At 48.2% G+C, this 26,034-nt stretch carries 21 protein-coding genes and 1 pseudogene; 7 read left to right on the forward strand and 15 right to left on the reverse strand.

The features are described from left to right. The 5 genes from A372_RS34105 to A372_RS0116745 all read right to left on the reverse strand — a co-directional run. On the reverse strand, window positions 1-6,279 hold a 6,279-nt coding region (locus tag A372_RS34105), incomplete at its 3' end, for a non-ribosomal peptide synthetase (RefSeq protein WP_019422026.1). Between the two features lie 675 nt (window positions 6,280-6,954). Beyond that, the gene (locus tag A372_RS37420; protein ID WP_157259593.1) at window positions 6,955-7,101 is read right to left on the reverse strand and encodes a hypothetical protein; all 147 of its coding nucleotides are present in this window, start codon (window positions 7,099-7,101) and stop codon (window positions 6,955-6,957) included. Window positions 7,102-7,531: 430 nt separating this feature from the next. After that, window positions 7,532-7,873: a hypothetical protein gene (locus A372_RS0116730; protein ID WP_019422028.1), complete on the reverse strand. Its 342-nt coding sequence runs from the start codon at window positions 7,871-7,873 to the stop codon at window positions 7,532-7,534. A 629-nt stretch (window positions 7,874-8,502) separates the two neighbouring features. Next, a complete protein-coding gene (locus A372_RS0116740; protein ID WP_019422031.1) occupies window positions 8,503-8,964 on the reverse strand; it encodes a GNAT family N-acetyltransferase in 462 nt (153 codons plus the stop codon). 320 nt (window positions 8,965-9,284) lie between these two features. Then, a complete protein-coding gene (locus tag A372_RS0116745; RefSeq protein ID WP_019422032.1) occupies window positions 9,285-9,464 on the reverse strand; it encodes a hypothetical protein in 180 nt (59 codons plus the stop codon). Between the two features lie 235 nt (window positions 9,465-9,699). Between A372_RS0116745 and A372_RS0116750 the strand changes: the two genes are divergently transcribed. From A372_RS0116750 to A372_RS0116770, 5 genes are read left to right on the forward strand one after another with little or no spacing between them, the layout of a single operon-like run. After that, the gene (locus A372_RS0116750; RefSeq protein ID WP_019422033.1) at window positions 9,700-10,077 is read left to right on the forward strand and encodes a hypothetical protein; all 378 of its coding nucleotides are present in this window, start codon (window positions 9,700-9,702) and stop codon (window positions 10,075-10,077) included. 12 nt (window positions 10,078-10,089) lie between these two features. After that, complete coding sequence (locus A372_RS0116755) at window positions 10,090-10,287, forward strand: hypothetical protein (protein WP_233696910.1); 198 nt, start codon at window positions 10,090-10,092, stop codon at window positions 10,285-10,287. A gap of 25 nt (window positions 10,288-10,312) precedes the next feature. Beyond that, window positions 10,313-11,035 (forward strand): glycosyltransferase family 2 protein, encoded by a 723-nt coding sequence (locus A372_RS0116760; RefSeq protein ID WP_019422035.1) that lies wholly within the window; start codon window positions 10,313-10,315, stop codon window positions 11,033-11,035. Continuing rightward, window positions 11,025-12,170, forward strand: coding sequence for a glycosyltransferase (locus A372_RS0116765; protein ID WP_019422036.1), 1,146 nt, complete (start codon window positions 11,025-11,027; stop codon window positions 12,168-12,170). Before A372_RS0116760 ends, A372_RS0116765 begins: the two co-directional genes overlap by 11 nt. Window positions 12,171-12,177: 7 nt before the next feature. Further along, on the forward strand, window positions 12,178-13,218 hold the full coding sequence (locus A372_RS0116770) for a polysaccharide pyruvyl transferase family protein (protein ID WP_019422037.1): 1,041 nt from the start codon (window positions 12,178-12,180) through the stop codon (window positions 13,216-13,218). 220 nt (window positions 13,219-13,438) lie between these two features. Here A372_RS0116770 and A372_RS0116775 read toward each other — a convergent pair whose 3' ends face one another. The 7 genes from A372_RS0116775 to A372_RS0116805 all read right to left on the reverse strand — a co-directional run bounded on the left by A372_RS0116775 (window position 13,439) and on the right by A372_RS0116805 (window position 22,167). Beyond that, window positions 13,439-14,308 (reverse strand): GNAT family N-acetyltransferase, encoded by an 870-nt coding sequence (locus A372_RS0116775; protein WP_237728547.1) that lies wholly within the window; start codon window positions 14,306-14,308, stop codon window positions 13,439-13,441. Window positions 14,309-14,462: 154 nt separating this feature from the next. Further along, window positions 14,463-15,284, reverse strand: coding sequence for a DUF2935 domain-containing protein (locus A372_RS0116780; protein WP_019422039.1), 822 nt, complete (start codon window positions 15,282-15,284; stop codon window positions 14,463-14,465). Between the two features lie 79 nt (window positions 15,285-15,363). Continuing rightward, on the reverse strand, window positions 15,364-16,500 hold the full coding sequence (locus tag A372_RS0116785; protein WP_019422040.1) for an ABC transporter permease: 1,137 nt from the start codon (window positions 16,498-16,500) through the stop codon (window positions 15,364-15,366). Further along, window positions 16,497-17,369: an ABC transporter ATP-binding protein gene (locus A372_RS0116790; protein ID WP_019422041.1), complete on the reverse strand. Its 873-nt coding sequence runs from the start codon at window positions 17,367-17,369 to the stop codon at window positions 16,497-16,499. Before A372_RS0116790 ends, A372_RS0116785 begins: the two co-directional genes overlap by 4 nt. Further along, a complete protein-coding gene (locus A372_RS0116795) occupies window positions 17,341-18,180 on the reverse strand; it encodes a hypothetical protein (protein ID WP_019422042.1) in 840 nt (279 codons plus the stop codon). The genes A372_RS0116790 and A372_RS0116795 overlap by 29 nt, the downstream gene beginning before the upstream one ends. Beyond that, entirely contained in the window at window positions 18,158-18,727 is a 570-nt protein-coding gene (locus A372_RS0116800; RefSeq protein WP_019422043.1) for an RNA polymerase sigma factor, read from the reverse strand. Before A372_RS0116800 ends, A372_RS0116795 begins: the two co-directional genes overlap by 23 nt. A 191-nt stretch (window positions 18,728-18,918) precedes the next feature. Beyond that, the gene (locus tag A372_RS0116805) at window positions 18,919-22,167 is read right to left on the reverse strand and encodes a DEAD/DEAH box helicase (protein WP_019422044.1); all 3,249 of its coding nucleotides are present in this window, start codon (window positions 22,165-22,167) and stop codon (window positions 18,919-18,921) included. A 284-nt stretch (window positions 22,168-22,451) separates the two neighbouring features. On the opposite strand from A372_RS0116805, the gene A372_RS0116810 reads away from it, so the two are divergent. Then, window positions 22,452-23,060, forward strand: a complete 609-nt coding sequence (locus A372_RS0116810; RefSeq protein ID WP_019422045.1) for a CatB-related O-acetyltransferase — start codon at window positions 22,452-22,454, stop codon at window positions 23,058-23,060. Window positions 23,061-23,101: 41 nt separating this feature from the next. Here A372_RS0116810 and A372_RS0116815 read toward each other — a convergent pair whose 3' ends face one another. Then, a complete protein-coding gene (locus A372_RS0116815) occupies window positions 23,102-23,419 on the reverse strand; it encodes a thioredoxin family protein (RefSeq protein WP_026011119.1) in 318 nt (105 codons plus the stop codon). Between the two features lie 297 nt (window positions 23,420-23,716). Between A372_RS0116815 and A372_RS39590 the strand changes: the two are divergent. Continuing rightward, window positions 23,717-23,806, forward strand: a pseudogene (locus A372_RS39590) (hypothetical protein); the annotation flags it as partial. Between the two features lie 51 nt (window positions 23,807-23,857). Here the strand turns inward: A372_RS39590 and nagA are convergent. Beyond that, window positions 23,858-25,006: an N-acetylglucosamine-6-phosphate deacetylase gene (gene nagA, locus A372_RS0116820; protein WP_019422047.1), complete on the reverse strand. Its 1,149-nt coding sequence runs from the start codon at window positions 25,004-25,006 to the stop codon at window positions 23,858-23,860. Then, a complete protein-coding gene (locus A372_RS0116825; RefSeq protein WP_019422048.1) occupies window positions 25,003-25,791 on the reverse strand; it encodes a DeoR/GlpR family DNA-binding transcription regulator in 789 nt (262 codons plus the stop codon). Before A372_RS0116825 ends, nagA begins: the two co-directional genes overlap by 4 nt. Between the last annotated feature and the right edge of the window lie 243 nt (window positions 25,792-26,034).

Below are 26,034 nucleotides of genomic sequence, written 5' to 3' on the forward strand. Positions count from 1 at the left end.
GCTGTTCGGCACGCTTGTCTGCAGATGCGCCTGCGTGAGCATCACGCTGATTGCTGTATCTTCCAGCATGGCATTAATCCGTTCTTGAGGATAGGAAGGATCGATCGGAACGTATGCCCCGCCGGCTTTGAGGATTCCCAGCAGTCCGACCACCATCTCCAAGGATCTCTCCGCGCAAATGCCGACCAGTGTGCCTCGTGCTACGCCTCGATCCCGCAAGAGATGAGCAATTCGATTGGCAGCGGCATTCAGCTCCGCATAGGTCAACCGTTTGTCCTCAAATATCACCGCCACCGCGTCCGGAATTCGTTCTTCCCGTTCTTCAAACAATTGATGAATCGTCTTCTCCCGCGGGTACTCGACAACTGTGTTGTTGAACACATCCACAATCTGCGCTTTCTCCGCTGCTGTCGCCAGTTCCAGTTCTCCCACCGGTATTTGCGGGTTGGCCGCGATTTGCTCCAGCATGTTCACTAAATGACCCTTCAACTGCTCCATACTCGTTCTGTCAAACACGATTCCGTTATAATCCAGACGAATCACAATTTCGTCCCCGGGCATGATGACCAGGTTGAAGTCATAGTTCGTTTGTTCCGTTACCATGACATCCTTCAATTTCAGCCCTTTGCCGTCGAGGCTTTCCAATTGCTCGATTTGCTCTTCCATCGGGTAGTTCTCGAATACCATGATATGATTGATCAGTTCTTGCTTCTGCGCGCTCTGTGCCTGAATCTCATACAGCGGATAGTGATCGTGCTTGGCGGATGCCAGCGCCTGTTCCTGCAGCCTGCACATGATGTCGGCGAAGCTCTCCCCCGCATCGGCGGTAACGCGAACAGGAATCGTGTTGATGAACAGGCCGATCATCTCTTCAATCCCCGGCATGTCCGCCGGTCTCCCCGATACGACGCCGCCGAATACCACGTCGCCGGTTCCGTTATACTTCTGCAACATGATGCCCCATGTTGTTTGCAGTAACGTACTCAGGGTCACCAAATTCCGTTTCGCCGCCTCGTTGAGCCGCACGCTCAAGTCTTTGCCCAGTTCGCAATCGATGTGCTCCGCAGCGTATGCTTCGCTTCGTCCTTGATCTTTCCCTTGCGGCAGCGCCGTATGCTGGTCGTATCCAGCCAAATACTCGGACCAATATGCGGATGCCGCCTCTTCATCTTGCTGTTCCAACCATTCAATATATTGACTGTACGCAGGTACCGTTGTCTTTTCGAGATGCCGATGCCGCACATAGGCAGAGTACGTATCGAACACTTCTTTGGCAACCAGCGGCAAGCACCAGCCGTCCATCAGGATATGATGCGAGCTCCAGAGCACGTGATAGCTCTCTTGTGCCGTACGCATCACTAACACCCGCATAAGTTCATCTTGCTCTAAGTCAAACCCGCGCAGCTTGTCTTCATTCACAGCGTTCTCGATATGCGCTCTTTGCTTAGCCGGCTTCAGAGCGCTCACATCTTCATAAGCGAACCCAATCCGCTTGTCACGGTATACGATTTGCAGCGGTTCGCCCTTCCAACCGTTGTGGAAATTCGTCCGCAACACAGTATGCCGCGCTGCCAATGCGGTCCAGCTCTTGGCGAAGGCATCCACGTCGAGATCCCCTTGCAAGGTAAACCGCGTTTGTTCAAAATACGCGCCCGCCTGCCGATCCATGGCGCTGTGGAACCACATACCTTTCTGCATCGGTGTCAACTTGTACATATTTTCAATGTCCCCGATGTGCTGTGTCTGTTCCACGATCTGCTCCAGTTCCTCCACACTCAGTCCCTGCAGCAAGACATCGCTCGGGGTCAATTCCGGCCGCTCCTTCGCAGTGCAGTGCGCAATGATTTCCCGCAGGATCTCTTGCAGCATCCCGGCAAGATCCTCAATCGTCTCCCTTCGATATTCCTTGCTGCCATAGCTTAGATCGAAGACTAACGAGCCATCCATAATCATTCCGTTGATGTCCAGCGCGTATTGGCGCGCTTGGTTGCCGCTTGTGTTCGAGCCGCTCGACAAGGGAGACATGAGCATCCCGTTGCTTTGCAAATCCTGATCGAACTGCCCCAGGTAGTTAAAGCTGATTTCTGGATTCGCGCCCCAAGAGGCTTCATACGGGAGGTCGGACATATAACGGCATATGCCATACCCAATACCCTTGTTCGGGATTTGGCGCAAGTCCTCCTTCACCTTTTTAATCCGGTAGGACAAGCCCTTGGCCTGCTCCATTTCGAGCAGCACCGGATACTCGCTTGTAAACCAACCTACAGTGCGTGAGATGTCGATGTCTGCGATGATGGCCTCGCGGCCGTGTCCTTCCAGATTCACCAGCACCCGGTCGCGGCCGCTCCATCTCTGCACAGCCGTCCCTAGAGCTGTCAACAAAATGTCGTTCATTTCCGTGTTATATGCCTTGTGCACGTGTTTCAATAGCTGCTCTGTGTCCTCTGGGCTCCACTGGACGATGACGGATTCGCTATCCTTCTGCAAGGAGCAATCCGCTTCATAATCCTTAGGCAAAGGATTCATTTCCGTCTGTGTGATACGCTGCCAATAGGCACGTTCATTAATTACAGTCTGACTGTCAGCATAAGAGGCCAGTCGCTCGGACCAAGTGCGATAAGCATCGGTTTTGCTCGGAAGACGAACCTCTTCTCCCTTCAACGCTTGCTCGTAACCAACCGCGATATCTTCCAGTAAAATGCGCCAAGAGACGCCATCAATGACAGTATGGTGAATGACGAGCAGTAAATGATCCCCATCCGCGCATTGGAACAATCCTGCCCGCACCAATGGCCCTGTCTCGATGTCGATCCCGCCTTGAATCTCGTTCGCTTGCGCTGCAATCAACGGCCCGCAAGCCGATTCATTACGGAAGTCCGCCACATTCAGCCTGTATAGCTCGCCTTCTCCGATTCCTCGGTTCCAAGCGGCGTATCCGGATTCGGTCTTGCGGAATACCATCCGCAACGCATCGTGATGCTCGGCGATCTTCTCCAGCGTCTTGCGAATCGCTGCTTCGTCGAAGCCTTCCTTGCGGTACAGCATGATCGATTGGTTATAGTGATGCGGATCGGCGAACCGTTGTGCGAAAAACCAACGCTGGATCGGTGTCAGCTCCGCTTTCCCAACCACTTCGCTCTGATCGGCCATTCTTCCGGCTGGCTGGATGTGCAGACTCAGCTCCGCAATGGTCGGGTATTTGAATAAATCCCGGATCTCCATTTTGTAGCCGGCCTGACGCAATCGGGAAGACACTTGAATCGACTTGATGGAATCGCCGCCAAGCTCGAAGAAATGCTCGCTCGCGCCGACCCGTTCTATACCCAATACAGCTTGCCACACGGCAGCCAGCATCTTCTCCGCTGCAGAACTCGGCTCCACATATTCCGTTCCGGTATGCGCGCTTCCTTCCGGAGCCGGCAGCCCCTTGCGGTCGACCTTGCCGTTCGGCGTCAATGGCATCTGTTCCAGCTGCATGAAATACGATGGAATCATGTATCCCGGCAGTTCTTCCGCCATCTTTCCCCTCAGCTCATTCACTGTGAGCTCGCGGTCTGCCACGTAGTATGCACACAGCACCTTCTGTCCGCTTCCGTCCTCCCGTGCGACGACGACTGACTCTCGAACGGACTCCGCTTTGAGCAATTGAGATTCAATTTCGCCTATCTCGATGCGGTATCCCCGAATCTTCACCTGATGATCGATCCGCCCCAAATATTCGATATTGCCGTCCGGCAACCAACGCGCCAAGTCGCCCGTCCGGTACATCATCTCGCTTGGCGCATATGGATTGTCGACGAACTTCTCGGCCGTCAGATCTGGCCGATTCAAATATCCTCTTCCCACACAAGCCCCGCCGATATATAGTTCGCCCGTTATCCCGATCGGCTGCAACGAGCGGTTATCGTCCAGAACCATCATGGATACGGCTGGTAATGGTTTGCCTATCGGCAGCGTTCGAAGCGCATCGGAATCCGTCTGTTCGAAATAACTGGCATCGACGCACGCTTCGGTTACGCCATAGCTATTCAGAATTCGCATTTGTGAGCCGAATCGTTCCATCAGCTTCTGGAATTCTTCAGCCGGACAGTAATCCGAGCCGATGATTAACAATTGCAGACTGTGAATGTCCATTTTGTTGTCGTATATATATTCCATCAGCGGGACAACGAGGGCCGGCGTCGACTCGAACATCTGGATGCGATGCTTGCGAATCAATTCGCAGATAGCTTCCGGGTTCGCCCGCGCGTGACCGGGACACAGAATAAGCTCTCCGCCATTCAAGAGCGTGCGGACCATGTCTCCCGAGAATACGTCGAACGAGAAGCTCGCCCACTGCAACCAGCGAATGCCCGCCTCATGCAAGTGATACCGGGATTTCCAGGCGTGTGCCATGGCCACCAGCTGTCTATGCTCGATCATGACCCCCTTCGGCTTGCCTGTCGTCCCTGATGTGTAGATGACATAGCTCAAATTAGACGGGTCATTGTTCGATTCAAGGTTGGTGCCGTCTTCGTCGTAGAACGCATTCTCATCAAGAATCACCCATGTGCCGGTGAACGCAATTCGTGCCTGCAGATGACGCTGGGCCAACAGCACCCGCGCGTTCGAATCATCCAGCATATAGCGGATGCGCTCCTCCGGGTATTCCGGATCGATTGGCACATAAGCCCCGCCAGCTTTCAAGATAGCCAGAATGCCCACAATCATCTCCAGCGAGCGGTCTGCCATAATGCCCACTAATTGCTCCGGCTGCACGCCCTCGGCTCGCAATGTCCGCGCTAGCCGATTGGCCCGTTCGTTCAATTCCCGGTATGTCAACTGCTCATCCTCATACACGGCCGCAACATGATTGGGCGTGCGCGCCGCTTGCTCCTCGAATAATTGGTGCACGGTCTTGTCCCTAGGGAACTCTGCGGCCGTGTCGTTGAATTGGGTCAATATTTTACGCGCTTCTTCGTTGTTCAACATGGTCAGCTCGTGCAGCGTCTGCTGCGGATTATGCAGAATTCCATCGACTATGGTAAGCATCTGCTCGATAATTCGAGTGATTTCACGCTCTTCGAACAATTGAATCCGATAATCCACATTGATGACAAGCTGTTGATCGTCCAGCATATCTTCGACATGAACCGCCAAGTCATCCACTTCGTGACCGCAAAAACTGCTCCGCTGCTGAATGCTGAGCTGTCCATAGCTGGACCAATTAATAGGCATATAGTCCACAGACACGCCATAGAGATCTTGGATATCGCTGTGCTTATGCTCCTTTCTCAAATCCAGAATAAGCTGGTTGTACGGATATTTCTGATGACGCAAATTCGTCTTTTGCTCTTTGGAGACATTATGTAGGATGGAAATCAGATCTTGGTTGGGATCAAGCGACAATCGAGTCGCGACTGTGCTTACAAACATGCCCAACATTTCTTTTTCTTTCCTTGACGTCCGGTTCGCGTATGCTGTCCCCACAGCAATATCCAAATTTCCAGTTGTTTTATATAAAAACATGTATACCGTTGCCAAAAATAGTGTGAACAGGCTAATGTTGTTTTGCTCGCTGAAGACCTTCAGCTGTTCGTAACGCTCGCCGGTGAGGGCAACGTACGCTCTTTTCGCCTCGGTGCTTATGGAGTATGGAGGATACGGTTTAATTCCTGTCGTCTCGGGCATGGTTTGGAACTTTTCCAGCCAGTATGCCTTATCTTTCTGATAGCGATCGGACTTTTCATATTCCTGCTCCGCATAAGTGTAATCGAGATAAGAGTTCTTCTTGTCATTAGCCGAGAACGTTCCGCTTGTAAGCTCCATATAGGTTTGCATGATTTTATTGCCTATAAGATGCGAAGTTACGCCATCAGCTATAATATGGTTAATTTTTAAGTGAATCCAATACTCTTGATTGTTAACGTTAAATACTGTGAAATTATATAATTTATCATCAAAAATACTGATTGGAATTCGATTGAAACGATTCAACCAGTCTTTAGCTTCCAAATGGTCATCCCATTCCATATAGTCTACTTCTGGAGTGATAGCCGATTCGGGCTCGAGCCGCTGAATGGGTTGATTGTCTTGAGTCATGATTCTGATGCGGAAAGCATCGTGCTGCGTAATTACTTGGCAGATAGACTCCTTCAGCACAGCCGCGTCTACCTCGCCTCGAATGACTAAAGTTCCTGCAACGGTAGAGACGGTGGTATTCGGATGCATCATTTCCATATACCATATTCTTCGCTGCGCCTGCGTCAATGGAAATAATTTGTTCGGATTTTCGTTCACATGGACTCTCCCCTATTAGAAATATTCGTAACTGTCTAGGTACACAGCTATTTGAATGTTCTTCTGGATGAGTAAATAAACATTTCCGTACAGAAATGGATTAAAACCGTTATCGTTATAGAATAGATGGATATTTCACTTATGATTGGTTAGGTTTAATTTGGTTTGGTTAGGTTAGATTTGGGCATATCCCGTGCGATAGTGCGAGTAGGTAGCTTGAATACGGTTCGAAAAGGCAGGTATAGCGTTTCTTGGGGTCATCAAAGGTGTATGGCCAGGGCAAGCCGATCTGGCACATGTGTTAAATAGCCGCATGGTTGGTGGAAACAGATGATTGAGATTCGCCGAAGAATCCAGATAAAGATACTTCACCCCCTTATATGCAATAAAGCGAAGTATTTTAATACATTTAAAAGACATCCTTATAAGTTAATTATTACCACCCCGTATTATAGTATCATTGGTTGTATTTAACAATATCATTTACTATAAATTAGTATAATATATTAATTTTCCGCAAATTAAAGGTTTATATTGTCATAAATATGACATAAATATCCGCGTTTAAAAGAACATGAAAAATCCCCATTTGAACTGTACCCCGTAGGATAGACACCTCTAAAAAAAATGCCCGCCCTACGGGGTACGTCGTACGTGTTCGAAGTCCGAAGAACATCATCGCCTAGCTGAAAAAAAACCTCCACCGATTCCAATCGTAATCACACTTGCGAGCACGAACGGCCCGCTTCCGTAGAATAATCCACGCATACCGAGCAGGAATAGCAGACCGGAAACGACAGCCAAGACCCGTTGATTCGACATACGCGCTGCCACTGTAGGTACGATAAATGTAAAGGGCAACAGCGGAAACTGTACGGGTTACAATTCAATTAAGTAAACAGCTTTTAATACGCACCTGTTTATTTAATGAGGATAATTTTTAATGTCATTATTCAATTATAGGATCTTTCCATTGCGTCGAGTAAAGCAGTTAAGAATTAGATTGGACTCAGCCACGTATCGTTCTTGTTGAAGATCTCGCGAGGGTGTTGGATGTACACTCCCAGCGATTGAAACTCATTCGGAAAGTCGTGAAACAAAGCGGACTGTGCAGCTTCTTCTGTCAGCTTTACAGGAAAACATCCGATTTCTTTATATTGTTTTGGGTACCGGAAAAAGACCAAAATTCGAATTCTCCAAATATAGGATCATGTTCTATGCTTTTCGTAAAAGAGTCGGGTTTTACTAACTCTCAGTCTCCGCCTATGGACTTCCACGTATTCAAGATGTCTTGCGGGATCGATTGATCCAGTTCATCAAATTCATAATCGGCGGACGCGCGTCTAACTTCGCCTGTCTTTTTGTCAATATAGACGATATGACCATGTTTGGACGATAATGCCCACTCCCCAGTCACCACTCCGTCGATCGATCTTTCCCTATCGCCGCCGATCACGGTAAGCGCAGAGTCTTTAATCGGCTTCAATCTTTGCGCAGCTTCGTTCGCCGCTTTGAGCACTTGAGGCTTTAAGCTCTTATAGGCCTCTTTCATATCTTTTTTCTTTTGCTCCCAAAACAGTTTATACGGTTTCATATGAAAAATTCCTCCTCGTTGTTTTTGCTTACAAGGATTGGATACAGCAAGGTCCAGGCTCCACCTAATTTTAAATTTTCGTGTGCAGGTGTGCAGTCGTGTCTTTAGACTGAAGGCAATCGTTCGTCCGCCCCTTTGCTGCATTCTCCCCTTGCATCAGAAGAGGTACGATATACTTACAGGGGGAATGATTTGCAACTGTCTGAATGAAAGGGAGAGTGAAGCAATCGCTCAAAGGGGCAGCAGGGGTCTTCTCCAAGCGGCATGTAACTCTGACTCCTCCTCATCGGGTTCCTGCCTTTCTGACTGTATGGGAGAATGGAGCTAAGGGCCGAGCGACAATATGCGTTTGTTCGAAAGAGGAGGAAAAGGTGACACCCATAAAAAAACCTCCCCCGTTTCTCCAAGGGAAGGTTTTCGCGTTAATGGCCTATCGGAATAGACTGTCCCATCTTTTCAATTAACTGTTGGCTTTCTTCATTCAGTCCGATTATGCTGATATGTTTATTCATTTGCCGATACTTCAATAAGACCTTCGAGATCGATGTAACCGCAGAATGATCCCATCGCCACAACGTTGGACAGAATCCAAGCTCCGCCCAGACACAACAAGTGATTGGCAACCGCCCTCATGACGCGCCCTTGTTCTTCTGGAAAAAGGCCAATGTCAGCCCGGGAGCTGCTTCTTGCTCACGGACGAGCTCATAACCATTTTTCTCATACAACCGTTTGGCTGGATCGTTGCGCGCTCCGGTAGCGACGATGAACGTGTGTGCGTCAGGGTGCAATCGTTCTACATGCTGCAGCAAAGCTTGGGCGATACCCTGTCGGAAGTACTCCGGATGGACAATCATCCGGTGAATGTCGATCGTCCCCCCTTCCCGTTTGAACGAGACGGCACCTGCCAAGTGCTCGCCGTCGTAATAGCCGTGGAATGTTTCACCGCATTGCTGCAACGATAATACCTTGTCCTTCAAAGGCGGGATGTCCTCGAATTGGATGAGAGCCGCCTCCACGCGGTAAGCCGGTAATTGAACGGCCAGGACTTGAGCTGCCGTCTGTTCGTCTTCAATCGATATCCGTTTTATCATGACATACTCCTTCAATATGAATAGGGTTAATCATTATATATCAACTGCAATACGAACATTCAAGATCTAATTACTAATATTCTCTTCATCATTCCGTCTATTGCGCTATCTACATTGTGAGTCAACCAGCGTGTGAGTGGACGGATCCCAGCGCCAAGATGCGTCGCGTCCCTCCAAGCGAACGCCGCCAAGCCATTCGTCCATCCCATTTATGACTACCCAATCTGCTTGTCCAGCAAGGACGCGGCGGCCGGTCTCGGTTAAGCTGATTCGACAATCATTGAATTCGGGAGCTCGATTCGAGAAGCTCGGAAATGAGATTAGGCCTTCGATGTGCAGTAATGGATGCGTTCCTTGAGATAATTTTTTGAGGCATATCCAATATTGAAGGTCACCCATACTTCATACGCCATGGCATATGCCATCCCCCGAAACGCTTCAACAATCGGTTCAAAGGCTTCCCGCTTCCCCTGCTTAGCTTCTTCGATTGGATGAAGCACGAACAGCCACTCCTTTCTGCCATATCTAAATATAAGTGCCTTTAAGGACGTAAAAGCTTACGCAAGCTTGCTAAAAAGCAAAAAAATTCGCGATATACGCGTCCCTTACTGGCAATATTGCATATCTTTTTTCACGTTCAAACGAACATATTTACGAGAAGACAGGGATAAGTTTAGTCACTGAATCTCATTTTGTATACTCTATTAATATGGAAATGGAAGGTAGGTGGTAAATATGAAAATTTCAGTAAACGTAAAAGAGTTGCGAGAATACTTTGAAGGACTGGCTCAAATTATGAGACGAGTCGTCAAAGATCCCTTCAATGAGGACGAGCAGCAAGCAAGCCGTCTCGTGCAAGCTCTGCGGACAGCGATTCGGGAAGAGCTGTGGAACGACTCCGCGCCGCCGCATTCGGGGCATGGAGGCTCCGTTTCCCCGCTGAAGCAGCCGATTGAAAGATACGTTCATCGGCAGGTTGAATTGACCTCCTTCGGGGGAACGATTCAAGGAACGATAACCGAAGTCGGAGAGGACTATACAGAAATCAGTGAGCCAGATGGCACGACTGTGCTCGTACATCTGAATCAAGTCATCTCGTTCCAAACTCAATAGAAGAAGGTGATTATGATGAAAGAAAAACTACGTTTGTTAATTGGAAAACAAGTACAGGTAGCAAGCGCATTGGACATGACGACGGGCGTTCTCGTGTCCGTCGATGACACGAAGCTGACTGTCCGCACATCCGGATTTCCGGGATATGACAATGGACACTATGCCATATTTCAAATCAATATGGTGTCATATGTCCGCATCGTCTCATAACAAATGAAACAAGGTGGTGAAAATAATGACCTACCTAAGAATACCGGGTCTCGTAAGCATCGTCATAACAAATTATAACAAATCAGCCTTTCTGATTGATTGCCTGGACGGCATTTTGCGGCAAACCTACCCGAATTGGGAAGTCATTCTCGTGGATGATGCCTCAACAGACGATTCTTTGACGCAGGTGGAGAACTGGCTGAATGACAATCGGCTGCAGCTGGCCGAACGTACGTTTATAACGTTGCCTCTTCCCCGAAACATCGGGTATGCCGGGGCGATGACCGCCGGCTTGTATTTGGCCAAAGGAGAACTTATAGCGGTCCATGATTCGGATGATATTTCACATCATGAACGTCTGGAGCGTCAGGTGTCTTTTTTGCAAAGCCGTCCGGATATTGAGTTGGTGGGGACCAACTATGAGGTTTTCGAACACAATCAGATGGATCAAAGGTCAAAAGCGGGCTGGATCCGGTATGGAGATCAAATCCGTAAGGTATATGCCAGCGGCGGCCATTGTGTATGCCATGGAACCATCATGCTGCGCGGCGGCCTTTTCGATCATATCGGCGGGCATACAAGAAGGATAGAAGGCGCAGAAGACTATGAGTTTATAGCTAGAGCCTTAAGCGCGACGGCCTTGAACATCGAAAATATGCCCGACATTCTTTATTATTACCGCAAGCACCCGAACCAACGGTCCCGACAATACTTCGGAAAGGAACGGTTGAAGCGCAATGAGAAATAATGCCTATCGAGTGCTGATGGTGATGGATAGCTTGGCAGTCGGAGGCACGGAAACTCACGTACTAAGTCTTGTTAACGGGCTGCAAAAGCTAGGCGTTAAACCGGTTTATGCCGGAGCAGGCGGCTTGATGTACAATGCCTTCGCAAAAGCGGCATGTCCGATTCATGCCATCGATCTGACAGCGGGCGCATTTATGCTGGAAAGCTCGCAGAAGCAAACCATCCGTACGCTCAAGCAGATTATGCTGCACCGCAAGATTGATGTCGTCCATGTGCATCAAACCCCTTCGGGCATGTATGCGGCCATGGCTGCTAAAGAGCTGGGGATACCCGTTGTGTTTACCGTCCACGGGGCTTATTATCCCGAGGATCAGCTGATTCGGACGTCCCAATGCTGCGATGCGGTCATCAGTGTCAGCAAGCCCGTACAGCGCTATCTGCAGAATATGGGTATTGCTTCCCTCTTGGTGCCGAACGGGGTCGACCCGGAGGAATTCTATCCGGTCCCCTCCCAAGAGCTGCGGAAGTCACTGGAGATTCCGGATGATGCTAGCGTTGTCGTATATGCAAGCCGGTTGGCATGGGATAAAGCCATCGTCTGCACCATGTTGATTATGGCTGCCGAGCGGCTTCGCAAGTCAGAGATGCCTAATTTGCATGTGGTCGTTGTCGGCGATGGCATCCAATTTGCCGAAATTAATGAGATGGTCAATACCATCCATAAAAATGCCGGACAGACCTTCATTCATATGACTGGCAATCAGACGAAGGTCCGGGAATATTACGGTCTCGGAGATATCGTGGTCGGCACGGGCCGGGTAGCCTTGGAAGCGATGGCGTGCGGGAAACCGGTACTAGCCATTGGCAACCACGGCTTCTTCGGAATTGTCGAGCCAACCGTATACGGACAAGCGTGGGACTATTATTTCGGAGATCACGCTTCCGAACGAAAGGCGACGGAAGATGCAGTAGCCGAATCATTGCAAAAAGCTTTATCCGATCGGAAAGATCTCAAGCAGATCGGCGCGCAAGGACGACAATGGACACTGAAACATTTTAATATCAACAAAATCATTTCGCGGATGGATGAAATCTATACAGCCATTCAAGCCCGAAACTCAATAACGGGAGTGTGATGTCAACGTGAAAAACATTTTCTACTTAGGATGGATTGGCTTCAATAATCTGGGCGACGAATGGATGTGGGCCATGTTCGAGCACATGGCGCAGCTGCATCTGAGTCCGGAAAAATATAAGGTCATTCCTTCGGTGCCTGGAGTCGATATCAAGAATCTGTCCGTGTATGACACGATTGTAATGGGAGGCGGCTCCCTGCTGATACCGGGCTATCTCGATATTTTGCATGAAGCCGTTCGGCAAGAAAAGCGCGTAATCATTTGGGGCAGCGGCCATGATCGCTTGAATCCGTTCAGCTTCGGCTCCGGTGAGCCTGCTGAGAGCAAGGAGTTTTGCGTTAAAGTGCAGGAGGTCGTTGAAAATGCGGCTTTCTGCGGCGTACGGGGTCCATGGACATTTGAATATATGCGGCAAATGGGCGTCTCGATGGATCGGGTGACGGTGAGCGGCGATCCGGCCATGCTTACGTCCTCGCCTGCGTCTCATGCGGATGACGAAGAAACCCGTGAACGGTGGATCGGCATCAACTGGGGCACGTCCTATAACCGGATTTACGGCAAGGATGAAGCGTATGTCGAGAATCAATTGGCTTCCGCGGCGAGCTTCCTAATCGAGCAAGGGTATAAGATATATTTGTACCCGGTATGGGGTCCTGACCAGGAGGCCTGCAAGCGGCTATATGACAAAATAGCGGCTCCCGACAAAGTGGTGTACGATGCAGAAGTGCATACGTACGAACATTATTTGCAACTAATGAAACGATTCGACCTCACCATCAACTTCAAGCTTCACGCCAACGTTCTTTCCGCAGCGGCGAATGTTCCTTTCATCTGCTTGGGTTACCGCTTTAAGTCGTTTGATTTCACCCATTCCCTCAGCCTTCCGCAATTGGTAATCTCAACGGACGCGGCGCAACTGGCCGAGCGCATTCTAAAAGCAGCGGATTATGTGCAGGCAAACAAAATGCCTATTCTCAACCAAATCGACAACCATCGGCAATCGGTCATAGCAAAATTGGAACAGCCTTTTCTGGAGCAATTATTTTAACGGCAGCGAAGATAGATTCGACTGCATGAATTCACCAACTTAAACTTGAAGAGCACCTGACCTCACAGCGGGTGCTCTTCAAGTCCGCTGGTCTTCCCTATTCAACAGTCGTTTACAGTCGTTTGTCTTTCCAAAAATTCAACGGGAAATGGTCTTTTTCCCGGTACACTCAAATTCATACCCTTCCTTCTTCATCAAGATGAAATCAAGATCGGTGAAGCTACCCAAAAATCTGAGCTGCGATACCAAAAAGAGTATGATTTCTTTCAGGCAACGAGCTCGAATTTTTGATCATAATAGGCGGTTGACTTTCTTTCACAAATCCAGATTTCTCTAAGCTCCGCACAAATAAAGGCTGTCCATCCGGAACATCGATTCTTAATCTTCCTTGGTGTTCTTTCGCAAGCTCGCGAATGATGCAACATGCGACATCATGATTCGTGGCTACAATAGGTCCAAGTATCATATTGACAGGTCCGGCAATACCTAATCCATACCCTGCCAAATTTCCATTCCGATGTGTGACAACTACGCCCTGTCTCGCTTGTCGAATTCGTACTGCAAGGAACGGTCCCCTATCTGCTCCCACTGCGTCTCGATCCATGGCGCGAACTTGTTCGAAGTGGATATCTGTTAATGGAAGCACGTCGTATTCTAGCCCTCCATCTTCTTGGTGAAAGGGTACATAATTATCACTTATTAACTTATGGACACAAGTAATCGTATCAAATCCTAATATTTCATAAAGCGGCTTTCCTTCTTTCGTTGCAATCAGCATAATCGTCACATCATCAGGCACGGAGCGAATACAAGCCTCTGTCAGCTCCTTCCCTAAACCATGGCCCCGATAGCTATCGTTAACGATTACCATCCCGATAGAAGCCAGCTTTTCGGCATAAGAAATCATTGCTGCGCTAGAGATAATCGTTCCTTGTTCATTTTTATGTCCATATACTGTACCTGCTGACATCACTGTACGAATTTCTTGTTCATCATAATCCCAACCAACAGACGCTGATAGTTGAATAAGTCCGGAAATGTCACGTTCACTCAACTTGCTCATTCCAAATTTCGTTTGCTTTTGGTTCACAAACACACACCCTTCATCCCTATCGCTATTCTTTTCATATTTTACCACCTGGGAAAGATGTATCCTACCCAGCCGAAGTGGTAAGTCTTGATTGCATGACAAAGAAGCCAGTCATATTGCCCCTGGCTTCATGAATTATTTAGATAGCTTTTATTCAATGTTCTAACTGTTGAATCGGAACAGGGTATCCTGACAAATGCTGTTCAAACATCTCGATAATAAAAAGAAATCTTTCAGCTTCGCGAAACACATGATCGGCTAACAAAGGGTGGATAATACTTTTTATTCGGCAAGCCTCTATCAATTCACGGGCTGTTTTCTTGAAATCACGCAAAGCTTTTACCGATACTCTGTTTTGGTCCAAAAATTGATCGAGCAGCGGAACGGTTTGCGATTGAGGGCGCATGGACTCTAAATCTTTAGCTTGAAATAGCAATTGGTCGAAATCATGGCTGAAACCGCGCGCTTGTTCAACTAGCTGCCGCTCCGAAGGATCCAGCAGATGGCTTATGAATTTAGCGTGATCTGCCATAATGCGCAGGAAAAATACATTTTCATCGATGATGGCATCAGGCAGCGGCTCCAGTCTTCCCGTATTTAATTCCTCTAACCGATTTCTGAAATAATTAGCTTCTCGGCTTGTATGATCAACTAATAATGGGAAGTTATTCCCTCCTGGAAGCTGGCAGCTTACGATGAGACCCAGCACCTTTCTTTTGAAGGCCCAGATATGAGAAGCCGCATTCTGAACTTCCGAATTAAATCGAATCATAGTCTGGGGATCTATATCGGCAGGTAATGCATGTGCTCTGTTTTCAATTGCTTCAAACACGGTGTAAAAATGATTAGCTTCATTAATTAACTGAGTATCTTCACATCTAAAGCCCAATTTAAGGAATAGGGAATGCTCCTTCATGATACGGGACCAAAAGCGTATTTCATCAATGGAACGAGCCACAAAGGCATTGGGTGTCAATCGCGCAAACCTCCCAAATAAGTATGTTTAGAAGAGATCATATGTGCGGGAAGCTGTTATTTAGAACCATAAATTTGCTTTACGCGCTAACTTGATGTTTACGGAATACAAGCCGCGTCCCCCATACCAACAATCCCGTGACAACGGTAATGACAGACAAAGCGGCAACCGGATAAAGGACGGGTATATTCCCTAAGTTAACAGTCTGAAAATAGTTAAACAACCGGGTCACGCGCATGAGTTGGCTATAGCTATAGAAGGACAACCATTCGATAACCTGGATTTGCATGTTGAACAAATCATTTAATAAATAAGGGACACCCAGAATGCACCCCGATACGAATAAAGTTACAAAAGAAGACGCGCTTAACGATGAAATAAACATGACAGCAAGTCCAAATGCAACACTTCCAACAAGATGCACCCCAAGCTGGATCGCATAATATTGTCCGACCATTAACGAATACGGGGATGTCCCGAACGGATGAGAGTCACCGTACTTGCTCAGACTGTACAGCGGAGTATTGGCTCCGTCTAGATTGCCGAATAACAGCGCATGCACGACGATATTAATGAGCGCGAACAAGAAACAACAGGAGCTTGTGTAAATGATCGCGGCACAGCACTTGGCAGTGATTAGCTTCCCTTTCCCCTTCCTGCTGCTTAAGAGCAAACTATCCATGCCGGTTGAGTATTCTTCCGAGTATAGAGAAGCGAGTCCGATAAGGATCATGGCACCCATAAAGGCGACTCCAAATTGATCAATCATATCAATCATGTAGGCCCATGGCTTGTTATAATAGACCTGCCCGGAAGGAGGACCTTTCTCTAACAAGAGCTGTTCATGCAGGGCATGTTGCTTGTATTCATAAGATCCAAGGACGCTCCGGTCCAATTGTGCGCGAATTTCTTCCAGTTGCCGCTCATAACCTGCTTGCATAGACTGGATATCCCAAATATCCTGAAGCAGCCCGCGTTCAGAAGGTGGTGTATCCTTATTATATCGCTCCTCATCCTCAAATACTTTCAAAACCATTTCCCGATCCGCTTCGGTTATCACTCTCTCGTACGGTTTATACTCTTGCGATGCATTGTGGTAATGATCGCTTCGGGAGGCGATAAACAGTCCGTATGTAAGCAATAGCAGCACAGCCACGATCAGCACGCTTTTACGCGATATAATTTTGAACAGTTCATGCTTCAGCAGATCCATCATTCGGCTAACTCCTCATTGAAATAATATAAATATAAATCCTCAAGCCCCGGCGTTTCCGTGCGAGCAGATGGGAGAGGCTGCTCTTTCGACAGAATGCGGACTTCAATGCCGCTCGGCTGCCGCAGTATATTTCCAACCTTATAGTGCCGTTTCAGGCTGGAGAGCTGGCTTTCATCGATCATCGCCTTCCATACCATTCCCTTGAGCTGCTCCAGCAAAGTGACGAGTCTGTCTTGTTTCAAAAGCTGCCCTTCGTTCATCAATAACACTTCCTTGGCGACATACTCGATATCGGACACGATGTGCGTTGATAATAAGACAATCCGGTCACCGGATAATTCGGACAAAATATTGCGAAATCGGATGCGTTCCTTCGGATCCAGACCAGCCGTCGGTTCATCAAGGATGAGCACCTTCGGGTCATTCAGCAGCGCCTGTGCGATGCCGAGACGTCGCCTCATCCCGCCGGAGAAGGATTTGATTTTGCGGTTCGCATGATCTGCCAAACCGACCAGATGCAGCATCTCATCGACTTTCGCCAGCGCATATTTCTTCTCCTGTCCTTTCAAGGATGCAATATACATCAGAAATCGATGAGCCGTAAATTGTTTGTAAAATCCGCAATGCTGCGGCAAATAACCGAGCAGATCCCGGTATCCGTCTCCCATCGTCCGGATGTCCTCGCCGTCAAGCAAAATGTTGCCGGCAGTCGGCTGCAAGATGTCGGCCAACATTCGCATAAGCGTTGTTTTTCCGGCTCCATTCGGTCCAAGCAGTCCATAGACTCCGTTGCTCAGCTCTGCCGAAAAATGACTAATTGCCCATTTGTCCTTATACTGTTTAGATATATCCTGAATCGTTAGCTTCATAATCCAAGCTCCTTTCTACAAAGAATGAATGTTTCCGTAACAGCTGCTTTCCTTGATTGAATAGAAGCAACATCGCCCCGGCATTCACGATGAATGCTGCAAATAGGTTCACTTGCAGCAGTTTGTTTACGATATCGGGATTGGTTAATCCGATCATCCCGAGCGCGATCCATACCGAGACGAGAATCATAACAGCGGAACTGCCGCGGATGCGCATCGCCAACCACAAGGAAGTGCTGGCAACGATTAGAAACGGGGTCAGCCAGCTCCACGTCAAGTCCCAAAAGGGAACGTCATTCCTAAATAGAGAGAGTATGCCGGACAGACACGTATTCAGCACGATGCTGTTCATCACGACGAATAGCAGCCTTGACAGCATAATCTCTTGCGCAGATACTTTACAGGCCAGTTCGATCTCCAAGACGCCTTGCTCTCTCCCTTTGAATACTTCCAACAACCCGATGATAAACGGAACGGGGGCAAACAAAATGGCAGCGGCATACGGATGCGGCGCGTCCGCCGCGGCCAACCACAGCCCCGCCATTAACATTGACAAACAGCAAATCCAGTACAACTTTCCAAAAAACGGTATTTCCTTCGCAGCCCGGTTCATCAATTCTAATAATCGTTGCCTATTATGTGAATCACTCTTGTTTTTTTGCGGAACATATGGTCTTAACGATTCGATCATACGATCGATATGCGCATCCGACGGAAGCTCCACGCTGTACTGCTCAAGCAGCGAATCGATTCCCGAATAATCATCATTTGGTGGTTGTTCCCTCGTTTTATATTTGCTTTCTCTTTTCACATCCATCATCTCCTGCAAGCAGTATTTGCTTAAGTTTGGATATCCCTGCTTTTATTCTGGATTTTACGGTGGATTCATTGGTGTCGGTCATGTCGGCAATCTCCTTCACTTTCAAATCGTGATAAAAATTGAGAATGATGACATCCCTTTGATGCTCGGGCAGAAGAAGCACGGCCTGCTTCGCTTTTTCCCGCTGGTATTGAATATGAAATAAATCCCACACATTACTTTTGTCATCAGAAACATTTGCATCCAGTTCGGTTTGTGTATGATTTTGTTTATAATGCTTGCTGCGATAATAATCCAAGCAGTGATTGACCGCAATTTTCATTAACCAATTAGCGAATTTCCCGTTGTTCCGATAAGCTCCAAGCGACTGCATCATCTTCATGAACACTTCCTGCGTCAAATCATAAGCCGTATGACGATCACCGATTTTTCTATATATGTAGGAATAGATCGACGAATAGTGACGTTTCACCAGCACTTCCATTGCTGCCTGGCTCCCGCTTTGTATTTCCTGGACAAGGTCTTCATCCGTCAGCACCCAGCTCCCTCCCTTCTACCTGATTAACGTAATGAAAACGGAAAAAGACGAATTGATTTGAATGTAAAAATAAACCATACAGACACAAAGAAAAAGCCAGATTACCCTATGATAAGGCGATCGGCTTCTTTGGCGTTATGACGTCTTCTTCATTTCTACGATACGAAGCGGACAGTTCGCAGAGCTCTTTATCATATCATCAGAATCTCCCGGATATCCTGCTCCGTCAGCGCGGACAGTGCCTCGTGGCCCGGCTGAATCACTTCGTCGATCAGATTCATTTTTTTCTGCTGGAGCTCGAACATTTTGTCTTCCACGGTGCCTTGGGAGACGAGCCGGATTACTTGTACGACGCTCTTCTGCCCGATGCGATGCGCCCGATCGGCTGCTTGCTGCTCCACGGCTGGGTTCCACCACAGATCGTAGAGGATTACGGTATCCGCTCCGGTCAGGTTCAGTCCAGTGCCGCCGGCCTTTAAGGAGATGAGGAACACATCCCGCTCACCTTCGTTAAACCTGCTGCACAGTTCCACACGCTCGGCCGAAGACGTTTTGCCGTCCAAGTAAAAATACGGCACGCCTTGATAACCCAACTCCCGCTCGATTAGGCCCAACATTTCGGTGAATTGGGAGAAGACAAGCATCCTTTTGCCCGCGCTTCGGCATTCCCCCACAATTTCTATCAATTGCTCGAACTTGGCCGAACTGCCAGCATAGCCTTCAACGAACAGGGCGGGGTGGCAGCACAGCTGGCGAAGCCTTGTCAAGCCAGCCAAAATTTTGAGCCGGTTTTTCTGAAAATCGTTATCGTCCAGATGCTTTAATGTTTCCTGCTTCAGCTTGGCCAAATAAGCTGCATACAGCTTCTTTTGTTCCGGCAGCAGCTCGGAGGCTTGCAGCGACTCGATCTTCTCCGGCAGCTCCTTCAGCACGTCGGTCTTCAAGCGCCGCAGCAAAAACGGACGGACACGCTTGGACACCGTTTCCCGGGATAGTTCATTGAATGCTTTTCTGCCCGGGAACAGATCGGGTTGTACGGCGCCAAAGATGGACCACAGCTCCTCTAGCGAGTTCTCCACGGGAGTGCCCGTGAGGGCGAAGCGATACTGAGCCTGAATCTGCTTTACCACCTGTGCCGTCTGTGTCGTGTGGTTCTTAAAGAATTGGGCCTCGTCCATTATGAGTGTATGGAACGATTGCTCGGCGTACAGTTCGATATCCCTGCGCAGAAGCGGGTAAGATGTAATGACTGCGTCGACCTGGGATGCATCTTTCACAATTCCGCTCCGTTCCGTCTTGCTGCCGTCTGCAATCACGGCCCGAATTTCCGGCGCGAACTTCTTCAGCTCATTCTGCCAGTTGTACAGGAGCGAAGCCGGAGCGACGATCATCGCGGGCAGTCCCTGAGTTCTGATCTCGGGCAGCACGGAGACGATAAACGCGATGCTCTGCAGCGTCTTGCCAAGACCCATATCGTCTGCAAGTATGCCCCCGAACTGATATTGCGCCAGCGTCTTCATCCACTGGAACCCATACTTCTGATAATCCCGAAGCACGGGAGCCAGACCGTCGGGTACGGGGAAATCCAAATAGTCCGGATTCCGCATGTTCTCCAAAAGCCGGCGGAATGATTTACCCAGGCTAACGGCATTTCCTTGTCTTTGGGAATCCATTAAATGAAGCCCGCGGATGACCGGAAGTCGGAACTCCGTTCCCTTGACCTCACCTTTGCGGACGCCCATTTCGTTCATGAAGCGGATGATCTCCTGAAACTCCGCGCTTTCCAGCGGCAATAACGCCCCATTGCGCAGCCGATAATATTTGCGCTTCTCCTCCAAGGACTTCAGCAGATTGCGGATGTCCGATTCAGGAATCCCTTCCATATCGAACCGGAATTCGAGCCAATTGATTCTGTCATCGACGTCTACTGTTATCTTCGGCGGGGCATGTTCGGTGCAGATCCTTTCTTTCACGGCGGAGGTGGCATATACCTGCACCAGCTGTTCCAGCTGGGGAACGACGTGAACCAAAAATTCGTATTCCGCGTCTTCATCATCCATGAAATACCCGGCTTCCGTCTGGGTGAAGGAGCTATTCTCCATAAGCTCCAAAATTCTCCGTTCCTGTTCCCCGTCACGCAAGAGAATGCGGTCCTCGCCGCGCCTCTGCACGTTTCTTTCCAACGGATTGATGACAATATCGCCATATTGGAATTCCAATCCGGCAAGCAGCCGATCCCTCACACGGTCCAAATATAGTCTGGCCTTCAGCTGCGTCTGCATAATGCGGCCGGAAATGGCTTCATCGATGTGGACACAGCCCAACTTCATCAGACCGGGTATTACTTTTTCCATGAAAGGTTCCATCTGCTCCGGAGGAATTTGGATTTGATGCTTGCCGGAAGCTTCGAGCATTTGCTTCAGCCCCGCGAGACGCTTGCACTGGTCGGCCTGCAGCTTCAACAGCTTGCCTTCACTCAGGACAACCCCGTACGATTCCATGACGATAACCCCTTCCAAGCCTTGGACGTCCAATTGATAGCTTTCTGACTGTGCTTGGCCCAGCTCGAAATGGAGGGGGATCGGATCGTCGGATATACGGATGCCTTCGTATGTGTCGCCCCCCTGCTCAAACTGTACCGATGGAGCTGCGGCGAGCATGGGAAGAATGGTATCCCATAAGAAAGGAGGAATCAACAGCATCCGATCGCCGCTCATAGCGCTGGCTCGGAAATAAATGTTCGCAGTTTCGCGGTACGTCTCTTCGTTACGATAGATTTGGATTAATTGCTGAATGACCGCGTCATCTTCTTTTTGGAAGCTGTGGAGCTCCGGATCATAAGTGAATAGTTTGGAAAATGGGTAGTCTCCTCTCCGATCGATGTGATCGAGAAATTCTCTAATTTTTTGCACAACATATAGCCGTTTGGGCCCGACCTTGAACTCAATGCCGAATATGTGCTTCCGATAGCCGTAAGAGACGGGTCTGCAGGTGAACTCCACGTGAAGAGGAGTCCTTGTATCAAAAAAAGGCCTTGTGCCGCTTGGGCCCAGCGTCTTGTCGCCGAACAGCCCCAGCATGCTTTTGGCCAATTGAATATCCCTCGCCGAAATCTGGCACGAAGCACCGGTTTGAATCGGTCGTCTGCCACCATGCTGCATATGATGGAGATTCAGCAGCACTGCTGCGATATGTTTGCAGTAGTTGTCGTAAGAGGGAAGCGCGGGACAAGTGCACTCCGCCTCCACATCCCCATTTTGACCGATATGGACTGTAACTTTGCAGCTTTCTCTTTCCTCAACCGTGGCCTCGTAAATAGAAGCCCCTAGATCATAATTCGTGATAGTCACCTTTCCTGCTCGGTAGCAGGCTGCTCCTTTTTCAAAAGAGATCTGGCCGCATAACGACTTAATGAACCGTTCAGTTAGTTGCAAACTCATGCCTTGGTCCTTCCTTTTGGATGGAAAATTGATTTTCCGGAATTGTTCTATTTCCTATGATAACAGAAAACATTTGCATGAAGCCAAGACTTTGCGTATCGGGGAAATCGACGCTTGTAACGGCGGGATTTAAATTGAATTTAATGGACTAATGTATTGAATTTGATTAAAATGATGATGTATGAAAAATTTTCTGAGAGTTGAAGGTGAAAAATTAATGATTAGAGCGGTGGATAATGCCTCCTGCATCGCGAAATGATTAATCATGCAGGAGGCGAACCAACATGCGCGAAGATACATTTAAAAATTGGATGCATAGTCATTGGCTCAAAGAACAAATATCCAATCCAAATATCGAAGTTGGAGATTATACGTACTACTCAGGTTATTACCATAAAGAACAGTTTGAAGATTATTGCGTAAGATATCTGTCTGCGGAACGGAACGATGTTGATCGACTTATTATCGGGAAGTTCTGTTCCATAGGTTCTGGCGCTGCATTCATTATGGCCGGCAACCAGGGACATCGATATGATTGGGTTACGACGTTCCCCTTCTTTTATGCAGGGGAACAATGGGGCAACGAATCGGTAGATGGCTTCAAGCGTGCCGGTGACACGATCGTCGGCAATGATGTGTGGATTGGAACAGAGGCTATGATTATGCCCGGAATCCACATTGGAGATGGCGCTGTCATTGGTTCACGCGCCCTTGTGACCAAGGACGTCCCGCCCTATACGATTGTGGGCGGCAATCCGGCCAAGCCGATTAAGAAAAGATTTTCTGACGAGGAAATTGAATATCTGATGGCGTTGAAATGGTGGGATTGGCCAATAGACAAAATAAAAGGCCATATGCATCTTCTATGTTCTGAGCGAATCACCTTGCTATAATAAGATAGACCAGAGGCGGCCTGCCTCTGGTCTCTTATCCATTAAGACAACGTGCTTAAAAATTCTCTGATCTGATCAGGCGTCTTCGCGAACTTGCTGTGCAAATGGCCGACCTTTTGGCCATTTTTAAATGCAAGCAGACTTGGGATGCCTCTTACATCGTTCTCCTCGGCAATATGTTGTAATTGCTCGGCATCGATTTCCAACCATTCTTTGTCCGAGTTTTCGATAACGACATCCCCGATAAAGCGGTCGAGGTTTTTACAGTCCGGGCACCAATTCGTGTAAAATTTCAAAATGGTGAACTCATCTTTCCCGATTTGATTATGATACTGTTTTTCTGTAGTTATTTTCTCCATTGCAATCATCCTCCATCTCCTACTTCACTAGCTTATTTTATTCGCGGCACCGCTAACCGTCAATCCCGCTGCACTCGCGATTCGCGCTGATATCATTCATTAATATGCAGCTTTGTACTGCTTCTGAGATGCGGCATCCTTGCTTACAGCTTGAATGGCATGGCCCAATATGAATCCTTCAGCATGCCGCGCCCTACAGCTGCCAAATCCGCATCCTCCTATTCATGAGAATCTCTGCGATAGAGTATATGGACGGAGGATACGATCTCGAACACAGCATCGAAATGTGCAGACAGTATAAGGAAGCAGGCATCAGGGGCCAAGACACTTTCTCTTCGTTTTAGAGAGTTGGAGGATCATAGAATAGTGGAGCGAAGAGTATATCCGGTAGTTCCGCCAACCCCGACCGGAACTCGCCCGGCTGAGGTTATTGTATTTTCATCCTATCCTTTTACCAGCGATCATCGTCCACACAACTTGAAACTGTTCGTCCAACAACACGAGATCTGCATCGTAACCGGGCTCGATTTTCCCTTTATCACGGAGTCCAAGTATATTTGCAGGTGTAGTAGAACCCATGTGTACAGCATCCGTCAAGGAAATCCCTGTATCGACAGTAAGGCGTAATGCTTCATTCATCGTTACGGTACTGGACGCTAAGGTACCATCCTCCAGTCTTGCGATGCCTTCTGATACAGTGACATGATGGCCGCCAAATACATAATTTCCATCCCCCATCCCCATTGCCTGCAAAGCATCTGTTATGAGCACCATACCTTCAGGCCCTTTCAAACGATGCATCAATCGAATAATAGCAGGATGCAAATGAACTTGATCCACGATCGCTTGCAGACTTACATGATGTTCTTCAAATGCGGCTACGATCAGACCCGGGTCCCGGTGATGAATCGGGCGCATGCCGTTAAAACAATGTGTAACATGACTGGCACCGGCTGCAAAGGCCTGTTTCGCTTCCTCGTATGTGGCATCGGAGTGAGCGACCGCGATGACAACTCTCTGTTCTTTCAGGAAGGAGATAAGCTCCATTCCTCCAGGTAATTCCGGAGCGATCGTTACCATTTTAATCAGTGAGCCCGCTTCCTGGAAAATCTCCTGCATTTCGTCCATGTTGGGATGGCGGAGATACTTTTCATTCTGCATTCCTTTACGTTTCGGATTCAAATAAGGCCCCTCTAAATGAATTCCCGCAATCTTCGCTCCCGCTTCTTGTCCGATGACTCGCTTGACGCTGCGAATCATGTTCAGCAGGTCCTCCATTGTAGAGCTTACTGAAGTGGCGAGAAATGAGGTGCATCCTGTCGCGGCACATGCGTGCGATACTTCTTGAATACTCGCTTCCGTACCATCCATCATGTCAAAGCCATTGGCGCCGTGAATATGAACATCGATCATTCCAGGTATTAGCCATTGCCCTCTCCCATCAATCCGTTCATATTGATCTTCTACTGCAGAGTGATATTCGGGCTCGACTCTCTCTATTTTCCCATCCCTAATCCATACCGTGGCTGACGGGACGATTCGGTCTGGCAGCAGCAATTGCACATTTTGCACAACTTTGTTGTTCATTGTTGCTCGTCGCCTCCCTGCTGGATGTCTGCTTGACACTCAATAACCGTAATGTTTTTCTGGTCAATTACTTCTCTGATTTCAATCGGAATGTCCTGATCGGTAATGATGATATCCACGCATTCGAAATCTAACCTAAATCTCGATTTGGCTGCAAACTTGGTGTGATCGGCGACGAGTATCACTTGATCCGCTCGACGGGCCATTTCCCTTTTCACGCGGGCATCTTCTTCATAAGGATAATAGAATCCATCAGAATGAATGGCAGTTGCACCGATAAACGCTTTGTCGGCGCGGATTTCACTAATTTTGTCTATGACAGACGGCCCATATAGCAAGCGATTTTTGGCATGCAGGTAACCGCCGAGAACATAGATTTGAAGGTCATCTCGATTCGATAGTACACTTACGTTATCAATGGAATGAGTGACTGCCGTTATATGCTTCGCTTGGATTTGTTCCGCTACAAACTGTACGGTGGATGATACGTCCAAGAACACAGTCTCCTGATCCTTGACTAGCTTGGCACCAAGCTTTCCAATATTTTTCTTGCTGTCGGATTCATCAATTAAACGCTCCTGATAGGAGGACAACTCCTTTTGCAGTTCGGGTAAGGCGACCCCTCCATGCGTCCGAATGACAACACCTTCTTGAACTAGCTTGACAATATCTCTGCGTGCCGTATCCCTCGACACCTGAAATAGCGAACATATATCTGCAACGCTCATCGATTGGTGTTGACTTAAGTGCTCGAGTATTTTCAGCAAGCGCTCCTCTTGGTACATAAGCCGCACCTCCTTTGTATGTAATTATAACTCATTTTATAAGTATTTAAAAGTACGTTTCGTTTAATAGTAAGTATATATAAGTATTATGTGATTTAATTTAAGTATCTGCTTCAAAAATGCAGCCTACGCAATCTGATTCAGAGCTTTATACCAATAGCAATTTATGGTATAGTCGTTTTTGGTAGTTATAGGTATTGCCGTTTTTAAGGCAAAAAAGATTGTACTCTAAGCAGATGGAGT

The organism is Paenibacillus sp. OSY-SE (genome assembly GCF_000283315.1).
Taxonomy (GTDB): Bacteria; Bacillota; Bacilli; order Paenibacillales; family Paenibacillaceae; genus Paenibacillus_B; species Paenibacillus_B profundus.